The organism is Piscinibacterium candidicorallinum (genome assembly GCF_047549485.1).
Lineage (GTDB): Bacteria > Pseudomonadota > Gammaproteobacteria > Burkholderiales > Burkholderiaceae_C > Piscinibacterium > Piscinibacterium candidicorallinum.
The window spans coordinates 2,352,231-2,366,403 of record NZ_CP180191.1 but is presented as its reverse complement, the minus strand read 5'-3'; the positions used below and the strand labels follow the sequence as shown (position 1 = coordinate 2,366,403).

The 14,173-nt window shown below is 60.5% G+C and carries 15 protein-coding genes and 1 tRNA gene; all 16 read left to right on the top strand.

From position 1 onward, the window contains the following. Nucleotides 1-3: 3 nt before the first annotated feature. The 16 genes from ACMDW7_RS10725 (at nt 4) to nuoL (ending at nt 14,164) form a co-directional block, all read left to right on the top strand. Nucleotides 4-993 carry an NAD(P)H-quinone oxidoreductase gene (locus ACMDW7_RS10725; RefSeq protein WP_377300750.1) on the top strand — a complete coding sequence of 330 codons (990 nt, stop codon included), beginning with the start codon at nt 4-6 and terminating at the stop codon, nt 991-993. Nucleotides 994-1,100: 107 nt separating this feature from the next. After that, nucleotides 1,101-1,877, top strand: coding sequence for a triose-phosphate isomerase (tpiA, locus tag ACMDW7_RS10720; RefSeq protein ID WP_377300751.1), 777 nt, complete (start codon nt 1,101-1,103; stop codon nt 1,875-1,877). Between the two features lie 27 nt (nt 1,878-1,904). Beyond that, nucleotides 1,905-2,303, top strand: a complete 399-nt coding sequence (gene secG, locus ACMDW7_RS10715) for a preprotein translocase subunit SecG (protein WP_377300752.1) — start codon at nt 1,905-1,907, stop codon at nt 2,301-2,303. A gap of 100 nt (nt 2,304-2,403) precedes the next feature. Next, a tRNA-Leu gene (locus ACMDW7_RS10710) sits at nt 2,404-2,488 on the top strand. Between the two features lie 90 nt (nt 2,489-2,578). Further along, nucleotides 2,579-2,938 (top strand): NADH-quinone oxidoreductase subunit A, encoded by a 360-nt coding sequence (locus ACMDW7_RS10705; RefSeq protein WP_377300753.1) that lies wholly within the window; start codon nt 2,579-2,581, stop codon nt 2,936-2,938. Nucleotides 2,939-2,960: 22 nt separating this feature from the next. Beyond that, on the top strand, nt 2,961-3,440 hold the full coding sequence (locus tag ACMDW7_RS10700) for a NuoB/complex I 20 kDa subunit family protein (RefSeq protein WP_054125383.1): 480 nt from the start codon (nt 2,961-2,963) through the stop codon (nt 3,438-3,440). 4 nt (nt 3,441-3,444) lie between these two features. Continuing rightward, a complete protein-coding gene (locus ACMDW7_RS10695) occupies nt 3,445-4,032 on the top strand; it encodes an NADH-quinone oxidoreductase subunit C (protein WP_377300755.1) in 588 nt (195 codons plus the stop codon). Nucleotides 4,033-4,038: 6 nt separating this feature from the next. Continuing rightward, complete coding sequence (locus ACMDW7_RS10690) at nt 4,039-5,292, top strand: NADH-quinone oxidoreductase subunit D (protein ID WP_377300756.1); 1,254 nt, start codon at nt 4,039-4,041, stop codon at nt 5,290-5,292. 8 nt (nt 5,293-5,300) lie between these two features. Continuing rightward, nucleotides 5,301-5,792, top strand: coding sequence for an NADH-quinone oxidoreductase subunit NuoE (gene nuoE, locus ACMDW7_RS10685; protein ID WP_377300758.1), 492 nt, complete (start codon nt 5,301-5,303; stop codon nt 5,790-5,792). A gap of 2 nt (nt 5,793-5,794) precedes the next feature. Further along, nucleotides 5,795-7,168 carry an NADH-quinone oxidoreductase subunit NuoF gene (nuoF, locus tag ACMDW7_RS10680; protein WP_377300760.1) on the top strand — a complete coding sequence of 458 codons (1,374 nt, stop codon included), beginning with the start codon at nt 5,795-5,797 and terminating at the stop codon, nt 7,166-7,168. A 23-nt stretch (nt 7,169-7,191) separates the two neighbouring features. Further along, nucleotides 7,192-9,486, top strand: coding sequence for an NADH-quinone oxidoreductase subunit NuoG (nuoG, locus tag ACMDW7_RS10675; RefSeq protein WP_377300761.1), 2,295 nt, complete (start codon nt 7,192-7,194; stop codon nt 9,484-9,486). Next, nucleotides 9,486-10,589, top strand: a complete 1,104-nt coding sequence (gene nuoH / locus ACMDW7_RS10670; protein ID WP_377300763.1) for an NADH-quinone oxidoreductase subunit NuoH — start codon at nt 9,486-9,488, stop codon at nt 10,587-10,589. Before nuoG ends, nuoH begins: the two co-directional genes overlap by 1 nt. A 5-nt stretch (nt 10,590-10,594) precedes the next feature. Further along, nucleotides 10,595-11,083: an NADH-quinone oxidoreductase subunit NuoI gene (gene nuoI, locus ACMDW7_RS10665; protein WP_377300764.1), complete on the top strand. Its 489-nt coding sequence runs from the start codon at nt 10,595-10,597 to the stop codon at nt 11,081-11,083. Nucleotides 11,084-11,085: 2 nt separating this feature from the next. Beyond that, nucleotides 11,086-11,781 carry an NADH-quinone oxidoreductase subunit J gene (locus tag ACMDW7_RS10660; RefSeq protein WP_377300766.1) on the top strand — a complete coding sequence of 232 codons (696 nt, stop codon included), beginning with the start codon at nt 11,086-11,088 and terminating at the stop codon, nt 11,779-11,781. Nucleotides 11,782-11,831: 50 nt separating this feature from the next. Further along, complete coding sequence (gene nuoK, locus ACMDW7_RS10655; RefSeq protein WP_054125376.1) at nt 11,832-12,137, top strand: NADH-quinone oxidoreductase subunit NuoK; 306 nt, start codon at nt 11,832-11,834, stop codon at nt 12,135-12,137. 5 nt (nt 12,138-12,142) lie between these two features. Beyond that, complete coding sequence (gene nuoL / locus ACMDW7_RS10650) at nt 12,143-14,164, top strand: NADH-quinone oxidoreductase subunit L (protein ID WP_377300768.1); 2,022 nt, start codon at nt 12,143-12,145, stop codon at nt 14,162-14,164. Nucleotides 14,165-14,173 lie beyond the last annotated feature (9 nt).

Below are 14,173 nucleotides of genomic sequence, written 5' to 3'. Positions count from 1 at the left end.
AGCATGCGCGCAGTCGAAATCCGCGAGTTCGGGGGGCCAGAGGTGCTCACGCCCTGTACGCGGGCGCTGCCTCAGCTCAAGCCGGGCGAGGTGCTGATTCGTGTGGCAGCTGCGGGAGTCAACCGCCCGGATGTGCTGCAGCGCATCGGTCAGTACCCCGTGCCGCTCGGTGCGTCCGACCTTCCAGGTCTTGAGGTGGCTGGTGAGGTTGTCGATGCTGGCGATACGCATCTTGTGCTCGGCACACGTGTGTGTGCACTGGTGCAGGGTGGTGGTTACGCCGAGTACTGCGCAGCGCCCGCGGCTCAATGCCTGCCGATCCCCTCCGGGTGGAGCGACATCGATGCCGCAGGCTTGCCCGAGACCTTCTTCACCGTGTGGAGCAACGTATTCGAGCGCGCTCGGCTTGCACGACGTGAAGACGGCAGCGCCGAGACTTTGCTCGTGCACGGCGCCTCAAGTGGCATCGGCGTGACGGCCGTCCAGATCGCGGTCGCCTTGGGGCATCCCGTGCTCGGCACCGCGGGGTCCGACGCAAAGTGCCGTGCGGTCCAGGCGCTGGGTGCCAGTCAGTGCTTCAACTATCGGACCGAAGACTGGGTTACCGGTGTCAAGGCGGCGACGGGAGGCCGGGGCGTGGACGTGATCTTGGACATGGTCGGCGGCGACTACCTGCCTCGCAACATCCAGGTACTTGCCGACGACGGGCGGATTGCTCAGATTGCGCTTTTGCGGGGTGCGTCGTCATCCATCGACCTCGGGCAGGTGCTTCGCCGCCGCCTGACGCTTACAGGGTCCACGCTGAGGCCCCGTTCAGTTGCGTTCAAGGGCGCCATTGCGCAGGCCCTGGCGCAGCATGTCTGGCCACTGTTTGAGCGGGGACGGATCAGGCCGGTCACGCATCAGGTGTTCGCGCTTGAGGATGCCGCCCAGGCTCACAGGCTGATGGAGTCGAGTGCGCACGTCGGCAAGCTGGTGCTGCGCGTGCAATAAGTGCTTCAGATGCGGCCGGATTCGAACCGGCTACACTTGAGGGCTTTGCATTTATCGACGGGTGGCGCACCGCGCTGCGGGCCTGTCGAGCCCAACTGTTTTCATTCATGAGCGCTCGCAAGAAGCTGGTCGCAGGCAACTGGAAGATGAACGGCACGCTGGCCGCCAACGCCGAGCTGCTGCATGGCATCAAGCAGGGTGCGCTAGCGACCGCATGTGACCTGGTTGTCTGTGCGCCGTTTCCCTATCTGGCGCAGACGTCGGCTGAATTGCTGGGCTCTCCGGTGACATGGGGAGCACAGGACTGCTCAGCCCATGCGCAGGGTGCGTATACCGGCGAGGTGAGCGCTGCGATGCTGACCGACTTCGGTTGCCGCTGGGTCATCGTGGGCCACTCGGAGCGTCGGCAGTACCACGCGGAATCGAGCGCCCTGGTGGCTGCGAAGACGATGCAGGTCTTGCGCGCCGGCCTGACGCCAATCGTGTGCGTGGGCGAGACGTTCGAAGAGCGTGATGCCGGCCAGACGCTCGCTGTCATCGAATCCCAGCTGCGAGCGGTCACCTCCGCGCTTGCGCAGGCAGGCGAGTCGCAGTGGGTCAATCGCGTGGTTGTGGCCTACGAACCTGTATGGGCAATTGGTACCGGGCGAACTGCATCTTCTACGCAAGCTCAGGAGGTACATGCGTTCATTCGCGCTCAATGGCGCACGGCATTCGGAACCAGCGCAGATGCACTGCGCATTCTTTACGGCGGCAGCGTCAAGCCGGGCAATGCGGCTGAGCTGTTCGATCAGCCGGACGTGGACGGCGGCCTTATTGGAGGTGCGTCGCTAAAGGCGGATGATTTTCTTGGAATCGCGGCTTCTGCCAAAGCAGTGGCCTAGACAAATCGACCTGTTTCGGAGTCAGTCATGCAGAACGTGTTCTTCAACCTTATCCTGATCGTCCAGATCCTCAGCGCGCTGGGCATCATCGTCTTGGTACTCATGCAGCACGGCAAAGGCGCTGACATGGGTGCCGCATTTGGCAGCGGCGCATCGGGCAGCGTGTTTGGCGCAAGCGGTTCGGCAAACTTCCTCTCGCGTTCGACAGCAGTGCTGGCGACAGTGTTCTTTGTCTGCACGCTGGGGCTCGCCTTCCTGATCCACAAGCCCAAGGCATCGAACGCTGGCGGCGTGATGCAGGGTGTGCCCGCTCAATCCGCGCCTGCGGTTCCTGGCGGCGCGGCCCCGGCGCAACCCGCGGCACCTGCCTCGGCTCCCGCTGCCCCGGCTGCACCCTCCGTGCCCGGCGGCGCACCGACCAAGTAGGGCGCAAGTTCATCGAGTGAAATGCCCCGTCATTCCACTCTGATTTTGGGCTGTTTCGCAGGGAAAGCCCGGATGCTTTGAGATATACTTTTGGTCTCCCGCCGTCGTGGTGAAATTGGTAGACACGCTATCTTGAGGGGGTAGTGGCGAAAGCTGTGCGAGTTCGAGTCTCGCCGACGGCACCAAATTGCGGCTGAAGCCTCGCGCTTCGGACCGACATCAGAAAAACGGGGGCGCACACAGCGCCCCTTCGCTTGTCGAGGGGCGACCAAGAGATGAGTCTGGAGAGCTATCTACCAGTCCTGCTGTTCATCCTGATCGGGGTTGCGGTGGGATTCGGGCCAATGGCAATCGGCTGGGTTCTGGGCAAGCGCGTTCCCGACTCTGAAAAGCTCTCCCCCTATGAGTGCGGCTTCGAAGCCTTCGAGGACGCCCGCATGAAGTTTGACGTGCGCTACTACCTCGTAGCCATCATCTTCATCCTCTTCGATCTCGAAATCGCATTCCTCTTCCCGTGGGCCATGGCGCTGCGTGACATCGGCATGGTCGGTTTCACCGCCGGCATGGTGTTTCTCGCCATCCTCGTCGTAGGTTTCATCTACGAGTGGAAGCGCGGCGCGCTGGACTGGGAATGATCCGAAAGAGCAGGGTGCAGTAATGGCGCTTGAAGGTGTTCTCTCCGAAGGCTTTGTGACCACCCAGGTGGACAAAGTCGTCAATTGGGCTCGCACGGGCTCGCTCTGGCCCATGACCTTCGGTCTGGCCTGCTGTGCGGTCGAGATGATGCACGCGGGCGCTGCCCGCTATGACCTAGACCGTTTCGGCATCGTGTTTCGCCCTAGCCCCCGCCAGTCGGATCTGATGATCGTGGCCGGCACGCTGTGCAACAAGATGGCGCCCGCGCTTCGCAAGGTCTACGACCAGATGCCCGAACCTCGCTGGGTGATCTCGATGGGGTCCTGCGCCAACGGCGGCGGTTACTACCACTACAGCTATTCAGTTGTGCGTGGCTGTGACCGCATCGTTCCCGTGGATGTGTACGTGCCAGGCTGTCCGCCGACGGCTGAAGCTCTGATCTACGGCATTCTGCAGCTGCAGAACAAGATCCGTCGAACCAACACTATCGCCCGGGCCTGAGTCCATGAGCAGTCTGCAGTCCCTTGAAAATCAACTGAGCGCGGCGCTTGGCGAACGAATTAAGCGGCTGACCAATGCTCTCGGCGAGCTGACACTCGAAGTTGACGCGAGTAGTTGGATCGCTGCAAGCACGGTGCTGCGTGATGAGCTGAAGTTCGAAATCGCAGTCGATCTGTGTGGCGTGGACTACGCCGACTACCGGGAAGGGCAGCACGAAGGCCTGCGCTTTGCCACAGTGGTGCACCTCTTGTCAGTCGAACACAACTGCCGTTTGCGCTTGCGCGGCTTTGCACCAGACGATGACTTTCCGGTCATGCCCAGCCTGATTGAGGTCTGGCCAGCGGTGGGTTGGTACGAGCGCGAGTCCTTCGACCTATACGGCATCGTGTATGAGGGTCACCCCGACCTGCGCCGCATCCTGACGGACTACGGCTTCATCGGCCACCCATTCCGCAAGGACTTCCCTCTCTCGGGTCATGTCGAGATGCGTTACGACCCGGAACAGCGCCGCGTGATCTACCAGCCTGTGACCATCGAGCCGCGAGAGATCACACCTCGCGTCATTCGCGAAGAAACCTACGGACGCCAGTAGGACGCCATGGCAGAGATCAAGAACTACACCCTGAACTTCGGCCCCCAGCATCCGGCGGCGCATGGCGTGTTGCGTCTGGTGCTGGAGCTGGATGGCGAAGTAATCCAGCGGGCAGATCCGCACATCGGTCTGCTGCATCGTGCTACAGAGAAGCTGGCTGAGCACAAAACCTACATTCAATCGCTCCCCTACATGGATCGTCTCGACTATGTGTCGATGATGTCCAACGAGCACGCCTATTGCCTGGCGATTGAAAAGCTGCTCGGGATCGAGGTGCCCCTGCGCGCGCAATACATCCGCGTGATGTATTCAGAGATCACTCGCCTGCTGAATCATCTTCTCTGGATCGGCTGCCACGGTCTGGACGTGGGAGCGATGGCGGTGTTCTTGTATGCATTCCGGGAGCGCGAGGACCTTTTCGACATGTACGAAGCAGTGTCCGGCGCACGCATGCATGCAGCCTACTTCCGGCCAGGCGGTGTCTACCGCGACCTGCCTGCATCCATGCCGCAGTTTGCGGAGTCCTCCCTGCGCAGCAAATCGGACGTCGCCAAGCGCAACGAGAATCGCCAAGGTTCGCTGCTTGACTTCATCGAGGACTTCACAAAGCGTTTCCCGACGTACGTCGATGAGTACGAAACGCTGCTGACAGACAACCGCATCTGGAAACAGCGTCTGGTCGGCATCGGTGTCGTCACGCCGGAACGTGCCAAGGCGCTGGGCTTCACCGGCGCCATGCTGCGCGGTTCGGGCGTGGTGTGGGATCTGCGCAAGCATCAACCCTATGAGGTTTATGGCCGGCTTGCGTTCGACATCCCTGTCGGCGTGAACGGCGACTGCTACGACCGCTACCTCGTGCGCGTTGAGGAAATGCGCCAGTCGAACCGCATCATCCAGCAGTGCGTGACGTGGTTGCGCCAGAATCCAGGGCCGGTCATTACCGAGAACCACAAGATTGCCCCGCCTCAGCGCGTAGACATGAAGTCCAACATGGAAGAGCTGATTCATCACTTCAAGCTCTTTACCGAAGGATTCCATGTGCCGGAGGGCGAGGCCTATGCGGCAGTGGAGCATCCCAAGGGCGAATTCGGTATCTATCTTGTGAGCGATGGCGCGAACAAGCCCTATCGCCTGAAGATCCGCGCTCCCGGATTTGCACACCTGCAAGCGCTCGATGAAATGGCGCGCGGGCACATGATCGCAGATGCCGTCACCATCATCGGCACCCAAGACATCGTTTTCGGCGAAATCGACCGCTGAGCCTCAAGATGCAGCTTTCTGAACAGACCAAGGCCCGCTTCGACAAGGAAGTGGCAAAGTATCCGGCGGACCAGCGGCAGTCAGCAGTTATGGCGTGCCTGTCCATCATTCAGCAGGAGCAGGGCTGGGTGAGCGACGAGGCGCAGGAGGCCGTCGCCCGGCACTTGGGCATGGCACCGATTGCCGTGCGCGAAGTGGTCACCTTCTACAACATGTACAACCAGCAGCCGGTCGGGCGTTTCAAGCTCAACGTCTGCACGAATCTGCCGTGCCAGTTGCGTGACGGCCAGAAGGCCCTGGTTTATCTCGAGCAGAAGCTTGGCATCGCCGAGGGGCAGACGACGCCAGACGGGCTGTTCACACTGCAGAAGTGTGAATGCCTGGGGGCATGCGCTGATTCCCCGGTCATGCTGGTCAACGACCGGCATATGGTGAGCTACATGAGCAATGAGCGTATCGACGACTTGGTCGACACGCTTAGGCGTCAGGCAGGAGCGTGACCATGGGCGCATTCGAGAAAGACGTCATCAGCAACAGTGTTTTGAGCAGGTTTCAGGCAAGCGGTGCCGAAACTTGTTTCCATGGTCGCCATATCAGCCCGCAGATCTATGCGGGGCTCGATGGCAGGAACTGGCGCCTCGCGGACTATGTTGCTCGAGGGGGATACAGCGCGCTGAAGAAGATTCTCGCGGCCGACGGCGGTGCAGGCATGACGCCTGAGCAGGTAATCGCCGAGGTCAAGGGTTCTGCGCTTCGAGGCCGTGGCGGCGCAGGCTTCCCTACCGGGCTGAAGTGGAGCTTCATGCCCGCCAAGGCGCCGATCCAGAAATACCTTGTCTGCAATTCAGACGAAGGCGAGCCTGGTACGTGCAAGGATCGTGACATCCTGCGCTTCAACCCGCACATCGTCATCGAAGGTATGGCAATTGCCGCGTACGCCATGGGCATCACGGTGGGATACAACTACATCCATGGCGAGATCTTCGATGTCTACGAGCGCTTCGAAGAAGCTCTGGAAGAAGCGCGCGCTGCGGGTCTGCTCGGACAGAACATTCTGGGCAGCAGCTTCAGCTTCCAGCTCCATGGGCACCACGGCTTCGGCGCGTACATCTGCGGCGAAGAGACGGCGCTTCTGGAATCTCTAGAAGGCAAGAAGGGCCAGCCGCGTTTCAAGCCGCCCTTCCCGGCGAGCTTTGGGCTGTACGGCCGGCCGACGACCATCAACAACACCGAGACATTCGCAGCCGTACCGTGGATTATCAATCACGGTGGTCAGGCCTATCTGGAGGTAGGCAAACCAAACAACGGCGGTACCAAGATCTTCTCGATTTCCGGCGATGTGGAGCGCCCAGGCAACTACGAGATTCCCATGGGTACGCCCTTTGCCACGCTGCTTGAGTTGGCAGGCGGCATGCGCGACGGACGAAAGCTTAAGGCGGTGATTCCCGGCGGCTCTTCAATGCCGGTCCTGCCAGCAGACATCATAATGCAGACCAACATGGACTACGACTCGATTGCCAAGGCTGGCTCGATGCTTGGTTCAGGTGCCGTGATCGTCATGGACGAAACCCGCTGCATGGTGAAGAGCCTGCTGCGCCTGTCCTATTTCTACATGCATGAGAGCTGCGGTCAGTGCACGCCCTGCCGCGAAGGCACAGGCTGGCTGTGGCGCGTGGTTGATCGCATCGAGCATGGCAAGGGACGTCCCGAGGACCTCGACCTGCTCAATAGCGTGAGCGACAACATCCAGGGCCGCACCATCTGCGCGCTCGGTGATGCCGCGGCGATGCCGGTGCGCGCCATGATCAAGCACTTTCGCGCCGAGTTCGAGCACCACATATCCCACAAGACCTGCATGGTCCCGACCTACCTCTGATCGCCGCAGGCCAAGAGCAGCACATGGTTGAACTGACAATCGATGGAATGAAGGTGGAAGTGCCCGAGGGCAGCATGGTGATGCATGCCGTCGAGAAGCTCGGCAGCTACGTGCCGCACTTCTGCTACCACAAGAAGCTTTCCATTGCCGCGAATTGCCGCATGTGCCTTGTGGACGTGGAAAAGGCACCCAAGCCGCTGCCCGCATGTGCGACGCCCGTTACCCAGGGCATGGTGGTGCACACCGCCAACGAGAAAGCCAAGAAGGCTCAGCAGGGCGTCATGGAATTCCTGCTGATCAACCACCCGCTCGATTGCCCTATCTGCGATCAGGGCGGGGAGTGCCAGCTGCAGGATCTCGCCGTGGGCTACGGCAAGTCCGGTTCGCGTTACGAAGAAGAAAAGCGCGTCGTCTTTCACAAGAGCCTCGGCCCATTGATCAGTGCCGAGGAGATGAGCCGCTGCATCCACTGCACGCGCTGTGTCCGATTCGGACAGGAAGTTGCCGGCGTGATGGAGTTGGGCATGCTGAACCGGGGTGAGCACTCGGAAATCACGTCCTTCCTCGGGCGCGGCATCGAGTCCGAACTCTCCGGAAACATGATCGACGTCTGCCCCGTTGGCGCGCTGACCAGCAAACCGTTTCGCTATTCCGCTCGTACATGGGAGCTATCGCGCCGCAAGAGCGTGAGTCCCCACGACAGTCTCGGCGCCAATGTCGTCGTGCAGGTCAAGGCGAATAGAGTGATGCGTGTGTTGCCCTACGAGGTTGAGGACATCAACGAGTGCTGGATCTCCGATCGCGATCGCTTCAGCTATGAAGCCCTCAACTCAGAGGATCGCCTGCTCCAGCCGATGCTGAAGCGCGACGGTACATGGGAAGCTGTCGACTGGCCGACCGCTCTTGCATCCACGGTCGAAGTCCTCGGCGCCGCCCGTGGCGGCGGTTCTGCCGCGCTGGGCGCACTTTATGGATCGCTGTCCACGACCGAAGAGATCTTTCTGCTGAACAAGCTGATCCGCGCGCTCGGTAGCGACAACATCGATTACCGAGTTGCTCACCGCGAGTTTGCGGCGGATTCAGAGCCGGGCATCGATTGGCTTGGCATGTCAGTCGCCGAAGTAGGCCAACTCGACCGTGTATTGCTTGTAGGGTCCGATCTTCGCAAGGATCATCCGGTGTTGGCTGCACGCATCCGCACCGCAGCCAAGCGCGGCACCAAGGTGTCTGTGGTGCATTCAACGGACGACGATCTGCTGATGCCAATCGCTGCGAAGTGCATCGTGCGGCCGTCCGCGATTGCTCAAACGCTGGCTCAGATCGCCGTGGCGCTAGCCAAGGAGAAGGGTGTTGCGGCACCCGCGAGCTTGCACGGCGTTCAGCCAACGGAATGTGCGTCGGTTGCCGCGAAGAGTCTCGCCTCAGGATCGCGCGTGGGTGTGTTCCTTGGAAACGCCGCCTTGCACAGCGTTCACAGCGGCTCCATCCGGAGCCTCGCTGCATGGATCGCCCGTCAATCAGGTGGTCGGTTCGGTGTCCTGGGGGAGGGCGCAAACGCAGTCGGAGCGCAGGCGCTGGGTGCAGTACGCCCCGGCGGTCCGGTACAAAGCAACTCTCTGCTAGTCATGAATCTTGAGCCCCAATTGGACGGGCATCTGGCCGCGTTGCTTGCTCGCAGTGCACAACGGAAGATCGCGTTGACGCCTTTCCGCTCTGCAGCCGAAGACTGGGCCGACATCATGTTGCCGATTGCCCCTTGGAGTGAAACGCCTGGAAGTTTCGTCAACGCGGAAGGTCGCTTGCAGACCTTCAACGCCAGCGTGAAGCCACAAGGCGAAGCAAGGCCCGGTTGGAAAGTGCTGCGCGTCTTGGGTGAGCAACTCAGGCTCGGCAGCTTTACGTACGACAGTGCCGAGGCCGTGCGCGCCGAGGCCTTGGGCGAAGGATTCGCTCTTTCCGGCAAGCTGGGTGAAGGCAAGGCAGCAGTGGTCGCGGTAGTACCGCAGCCGGTCACGGGTGGTCTCGAGTGTGCAACGCCGATGCCGATCTACCGGTCTGATCTGATCGTCCGCCGCGCGAATTCGTTGCAGCAGACCGCCGACGCAAAGCCTCCCATGGTGGCCGTGCATCCGGATACCGCCGCGCAGTTGGGTCTGGTCATCGGAAGTGCGGCGCGTGTCCGTAGCCAATCCGGTGAGGCAGTGCTGCCGGTGAGCGCAGATGAGAGCGTGCCGGCAGGTGTGGTCCGTCTGCCGGCTGGTCATGCAGCCACCAACGTGTTTGGTGGCGACCTTCAAGTCAGCGTGGAGCGCATCTGATGGAAGGCCTGAACGCCATCAACACGCTGGGTACCCAGTACCTCGGTAGCGCTTGGCCGCTGGTGTGGAATCTGTTCAAGATCGTCTGCATTGTGCTCCCGCTTCTCGGCTGCGTCGCCTACCTGACGCTTTGGGAGCGCAAGATGATCGGCTGGATGCATGTGCGTCTGGGCCCGAATCGGGTCGGGCCGCTCGGGCTTCTGCAGCCCATCGCGGACGCCTTCAAGATGATGCTCAAGGAGATCATCATCCCTGCTCAGGCGAACAAGGTGCTGTACGTCATTGCGCCTGTGATGGTGATCATGCCCGCGATGGCGGCATGGGCGGTGATCCCCTTTGGCCCTGATGCCGCGCTGGCCAACATCAACGCGGGTCTTCTGTACATCATGGCCATCACCTCGGTAGGCGTATACGGCGTCATTCTGGCTGGCTGGGCATCGAACTCGAAGTACGCGTTCCTGGGAGCGATGCGTGCCTCGGCGCAGATGGTGAGCTACGAGCTAGCGATGGGCTTTGTCCTCGTGGGTGTGTTGATCGTCTCCGGTACGCTGAACCTGAGTCAGATCGTCGGTACGCAACTGACGGGCACCTTCGCTGACATGGGACTGTCCTTCCTCTCCTGGAACTGGCTGCCGCTGTTGCCCTTGTTCGTGATCTACATCATCTCTGCGGTGGCCGAGACCAACCGCCACCCCTTCGATGTGGTCGAGGGCGAGTCCGAGATCGTTGCTGGCCACATGATCGAGTACTCGGGCATGTCGTTCGCGATCTTCTTTCTCGCTGAATACGCCAACATGATCCTGCTGTCCGCGCTGACGGCCATCATGTTCCTTGGCGGCTGGGCGGCCCCGGTGAGCTTCAAGCTTTTCGGCATGCAGACGCCGCAGATCATCCAGGACACGATGTGGTTCTGGAACTGGTTCTGGCTATTTGCGAAGACGTTTTTTGTGGTTTCGCTATTTGTGTGGTTTCGCGCTTCGTTCCCACGCTACCGCTATGACCAGATCATGCGCCTGGGTTGGAAGATCTTTATTCCAATCACGCTCGTGTGGGTGATCGTCTTGGCCTGCTGGGTCGTCTCGCCCCTGAACATCTGGAAGTAATCACGATGGATGCGGTCAAGGATTTCTTGTCGAGCCTGATGCTCGGTGAGCTTCTCAAGGGGATGAAGCTCACAGGCAAATACATGTTCGCGCGCAAGATCACGGTGCAATACCCCGAAGAGAAGACGCCGATGTCGCCGCGCTTCCGCGGCCTGCACGCCTTGCGGCGTTATGAAAACGGCGAAGAGCGCTGCATTGCCTGCAAGCTTTGCGAAGCCGTATGTCCGGCGTTGGCCATCACGATCGAGAGCGATCTTCGCGACGACGGTACACGTCGTACGACGCGCTATGACATCGATCTCACCAAGTGCATCTTCTGCGGATTCTGCGAGGAGTCCTGTCCGGTGGATTCCATTGTTGAGACACACATTCACGAGTACCACGGCGAAAAGCGTGGCGACCTCTACTTCACCAAGGAAATGCTCCTTGCAGTGGGTGACCGCTACGAGAAGGAAATCGCCGCAAACCGCGCGAAGGACGCGGCTTTCCGCTGAACATGCTGCTGCCGATCCTGTTCTTTGCCGTGCTGCCCGTGGTGGTTGGTGTCGGTGCGTTCCTCGTGACCGGTGCCGTGCTGACAGCACTGTTTTGGTCGTTCGCGACCGTGACCGTCAGCGCCGCGCTTGCCGTGATCAGCGTACGGAACCCGGTGCACGCCGCGTTGTTCCTCGTCTTGACGTTTTTCTCGACTGCTGCGATCTGGCTGCTCCTGAAGGCTGAGTTCCTTGCGATCGTCCTGATCCTCGTTTACGTGGGCGCCGTGATGGTGCTGTTCCTGTTCGTGGTCATGATGCTTGACATCAACTTCGACAAGCTCCGTGAGGGTTTCCGTCGCTACATGCCGCTGGGTCTGGTCGTCGGCGCCGTCATGGTTGCCCAAATGGGTGTCCTGCTGGCGAAGAGCTTCCCGGTAACGACCGCACAAGCCATCGGTCCGGTCCCGGGAACAAACAACACGCGGGAACTCGGCAAGATCATGTATTCGGACTACGTGTTCCACGTGCAGGTGGCAGCCGTCATCCTGTTCGTGGCGCTGATCGCCGCAGTTGCACTCACTCTGCGTCGCCGCAAGGATGTTCGCTACAACGATCCGGCCGGAGCGGTGCGCACGCGCGCAGCTGATCGGGTCCGTATCGTCAGCGTTCCGGCTGTGAAGCCCGCGCAGGACCCGCCGACGCAACAGCCCTCTTGAGCGTAGATGCTCACACAAGAAACAACGAAAGCTCAGGGACCCTTCCACACGTGCTGACGCTTGCTCACTTCCTAACACTGGGGGCGATTCTCTTCGCCATTTCCATCGTTGGCATCTTCATCAACCGGCGCAATGTCATCGTGCTGCTGATGGCCATCGAGCTGATGCTGCTCGCCGTGAACATCAATTTCGTGGCGTTTTCCCACTTCCTTGGCGACCTGCATGGGCAGGTATTCGTCTTCTTCATCCTCACTGTTGCCGCCGCGGAGTCGGCCATCGGTCTCGCGATCCTTGTTGTGCTGTTCCGCAACATTGACACCATCAACGTTGACGAGCTCGGCTCGATGAAGGGCTGAGCATCATGAAGACGGCCTATCTGCTCGCGGCGTTTTCTCCATTGGTGGGTGCGGCACTCGTCGGCATCTTCGGCACTGCACTGGGCGGTCGAAAGATCGGGCGCGGTCTGGCGCACTGGATCACGATCATCGGTGTGTTGGTGGCCGCGCTGGCTTCCAGCTGGACCTTGGCTGACGTGCTGGCCGGCAATACATTCAATGGCACGCTGTACGAATGGGGCCAGGTTGCCGGCGTGAAGTTTGAGATCGGCTTCCAGATCGACACGCTCTCGGCCATGATGATGTGCGTGGTGACCTGGGTGTCGCTGATGGTGCACATCTACACCATCGGCTACATGGAAGAGGATCCGGGCTACCAGCGTTTCTTCGCGTACATCTCGTTGTTCACCTTCAGCATGATGATGCTCGTGATGAGCAACAACATGCTCCAGCTGTTCTTTGGCTGGGAAGCAGTGGGTCTCGTCAGTTATCTGCTGATCGGGTTCTGGTACAAGAAGCCCACGGCGATCTACGCCAACATGAAAGCCTTCCTGGTCAACCGCGTTGGGGACTTCGGCTTCATCCTTGGTATCGGCCTGGTGCTGGCTTACACAGGCTCGATGAACTATTCCGAAATCTTTGCCAAGGCGCCGAGCCTCGCGGGTGTGATGTTCCCCGGCACAGACTGGCTTGTGGTGACGGTGGCCTGCATCTGCCTGTTCATCGGCGCGATGGGCAAGAGCGCGCAATTCCCGCTGCACGTTTGGCTGCCGGACTCCATGGAAGGCCCGACGCCGATTTCTGCACTGATCCACGCCGCAACCATGGTGACTGCGGGCATCTTCATGGTGGCGCGCTTCTCGCCGCTCTATGAAATGTCGACCACGGCGCTGTCCTTCGTGATCATTATTGGCGCGATTACCGCGCTGTTCATGGGATTTCTCGGAATCATCCAGAACGACATCAAGCGCGTCGTGGCGTACTCCACACTGTCGCAGCTGGGTTATATGACCGTGGCGCTCGGCGCCTCTGCCTACAGCGTCGCGATCTTTCATCTCATGACCCACGCCTTCTTCAAGGCGCTGCTCTTCCTTGCAGCGGGTTCCGTGATCATCGGCATGCACCACAACCAAGATATCCGCCACATGGGGGGGCTCTGGAGGCACATGAAGATCACATGGATTACCTCCTTGATCGGATCCCTGGCGCTGATCGGTACGCCGTTCTTTGCGGGCTTCTACTCCAAGGAGTCCATCATCGAGGCGGCCAAGTACGCCACCGTGCCCGGTGCCGGATTTGCATACTTCGCAGTCCTGGCCGGCGTATTCATTACGGCCTTCTACTCGTTCCGTATGTACTTCCTGGTCTTCCACGGAAAGGAACGTTTCCGTGAGATCGAGCACGATCACCATGACGACGATGATCATGCGCACGGGCATGGCGGTCATGAACCGCACGAGTCTCCTGCGGTGGTGACCGTACCGCTCATGCTGCTGGCCATTCCCTCGGTCATCATCGGTCTGATCGCAGTTGGCCCCATGCTATTCGGTGACTTCTTCAAGGGCGTCATCACGATCGATACCGCGGCGCATCCGGCCATGGCCAAGCTGGCCGAGCACTGGGCCCATTTCACCGAAGCGAACGGCAAGGGCATGGAGTGGATCGGCTACGGCCTGCACTCGGTGGTCACCCTGCCGTTCTGGCTGGCGGTGGCTGGCGTGGCCAGTGCCTGGTTCATCTATCTTCGTAAGCCTGAGATTGCCGAGTCGGCCCGCCGCGTCTTTGCACCGATCTACACGCTGCTCGAGAACAAGTACTACATGGACCGCATCAACGAGGTGGTCTTCGCAGCCGGAGCGCGTCTGCTGGGCCGTGGTCTCTGGAAGGGCGGAGACCAGGCAGTGATCGACGGTGTGGCCGTGAATGGCAGTGCCCGGGCTGTGGGCTGGTTCGCTGCGCTCGTGCGCGAGTTGCAGTCCGGCTTCATCTACCACTACGCCTTCGCGATGATTCTGGGCCTCGTCGCGCTGCTGTATTTCTTCCGCTGAACTGACAAG

What these genes read in the sequence shown, in the direction of transcription:
- nuoH (WP_377300763.1), top strand. Translation starts at nt 9,486, where the DNA reads ATGGAAGGCCTGAACGCCATCAACACGCTGGGTACCCAGTACCTCGGT.
- nuoE (WP_377300758.1), top strand. Translation starts at nt 5,301, where the DNA reads ATGCAGCTTTCTGAACAGACCAAGGCCCGCTTCGACAAGGAAGTGGCA.
- ACMDW7_RS10690 (WP_377300756.1), top strand. Translation starts at nt 4,039, where the DNA reads ATGGCAGAGATCAAGAACTACACCCTGAACTTCGGCCCCCAGCATCCG.
- ACMDW7_RS10725 (WP_377300750.1), top strand. Translation starts at nt 4, where the DNA reads ATGCGCGCAGTCGAAATCCGCGAGTTCGGGGGGCCAGAGGTGCTCACG.
- nuoI (WP_377300764.1), top strand. Translation starts at nt 10,595, where the DNA reads ATGGATGCGGTCAAGGATTTCTTGTCGAGCCTGATGCTCGGTGAGCTT.
- tpiA (WP_377300751.1), top strand. Translation starts at nt 1,101, where the DNA reads ATGAGCGCTCGCAAGAAGCTGGTCGCAGGCAACTGGAAGATGAACGGC.
- nuoL (WP_377300768.1), top strand. Translation starts at nt 12,143, where the DNA reads ATGAAGACGGCCTATCTGCTCGCGGCGTTTTCTCCATTGGTGGGTGCG.
- secG (WP_377300752.1), top strand. Translation starts at nt 1,905, where the DNA reads ATGCAGAACGTGTTCTTCAACCTTATCCTGATCGTCCAGATCCTCAGC.
- nuoG (WP_377300761.1), top strand. Translation starts at nt 7,192, where the DNA reads ATGGTTGAACTGACAATCGATGGAATGAAGGTGGAAGTGCCCGAGGGC.
- ACMDW7_RS10700 (WP_054125383.1), top strand. Translation starts at nt 2,961, where the DNA reads ATGGCGCTTGAAGGTGTTCTCTCCGAAGGCTTTGTGACCACCCAGGTG.
- ACMDW7_RS10660 (WP_377300766.1), top strand. Translation starts at nt 11,086, where the DNA reads ATGCTGCTGCCGATCCTGTTCTTTGCCGTGCTGCCCGTGGTGGTTGGT.
- ACMDW7_RS10705 (WP_377300753.1), top strand. Translation starts at nt 2,579, where the DNA reads ATGAGTCTGGAGAGCTATCTACCAGTCCTGCTGTTCATCCTGATCGGG.
- nuoF (WP_377300760.1), top strand. Translation starts at nt 5,795, where the DNA reads ATGGGCGCATTCGAGAAAGACGTCATCAGCAACAGTGTTTTGAGCAGG.
- ACMDW7_RS10695 (WP_377300755.1), top strand. Translation starts at nt 3,445, where the DNA reads ATGAGCAGTCTGCAGTCCCTTGAAAATCAACTGAGCGCGGCGCTTGGC.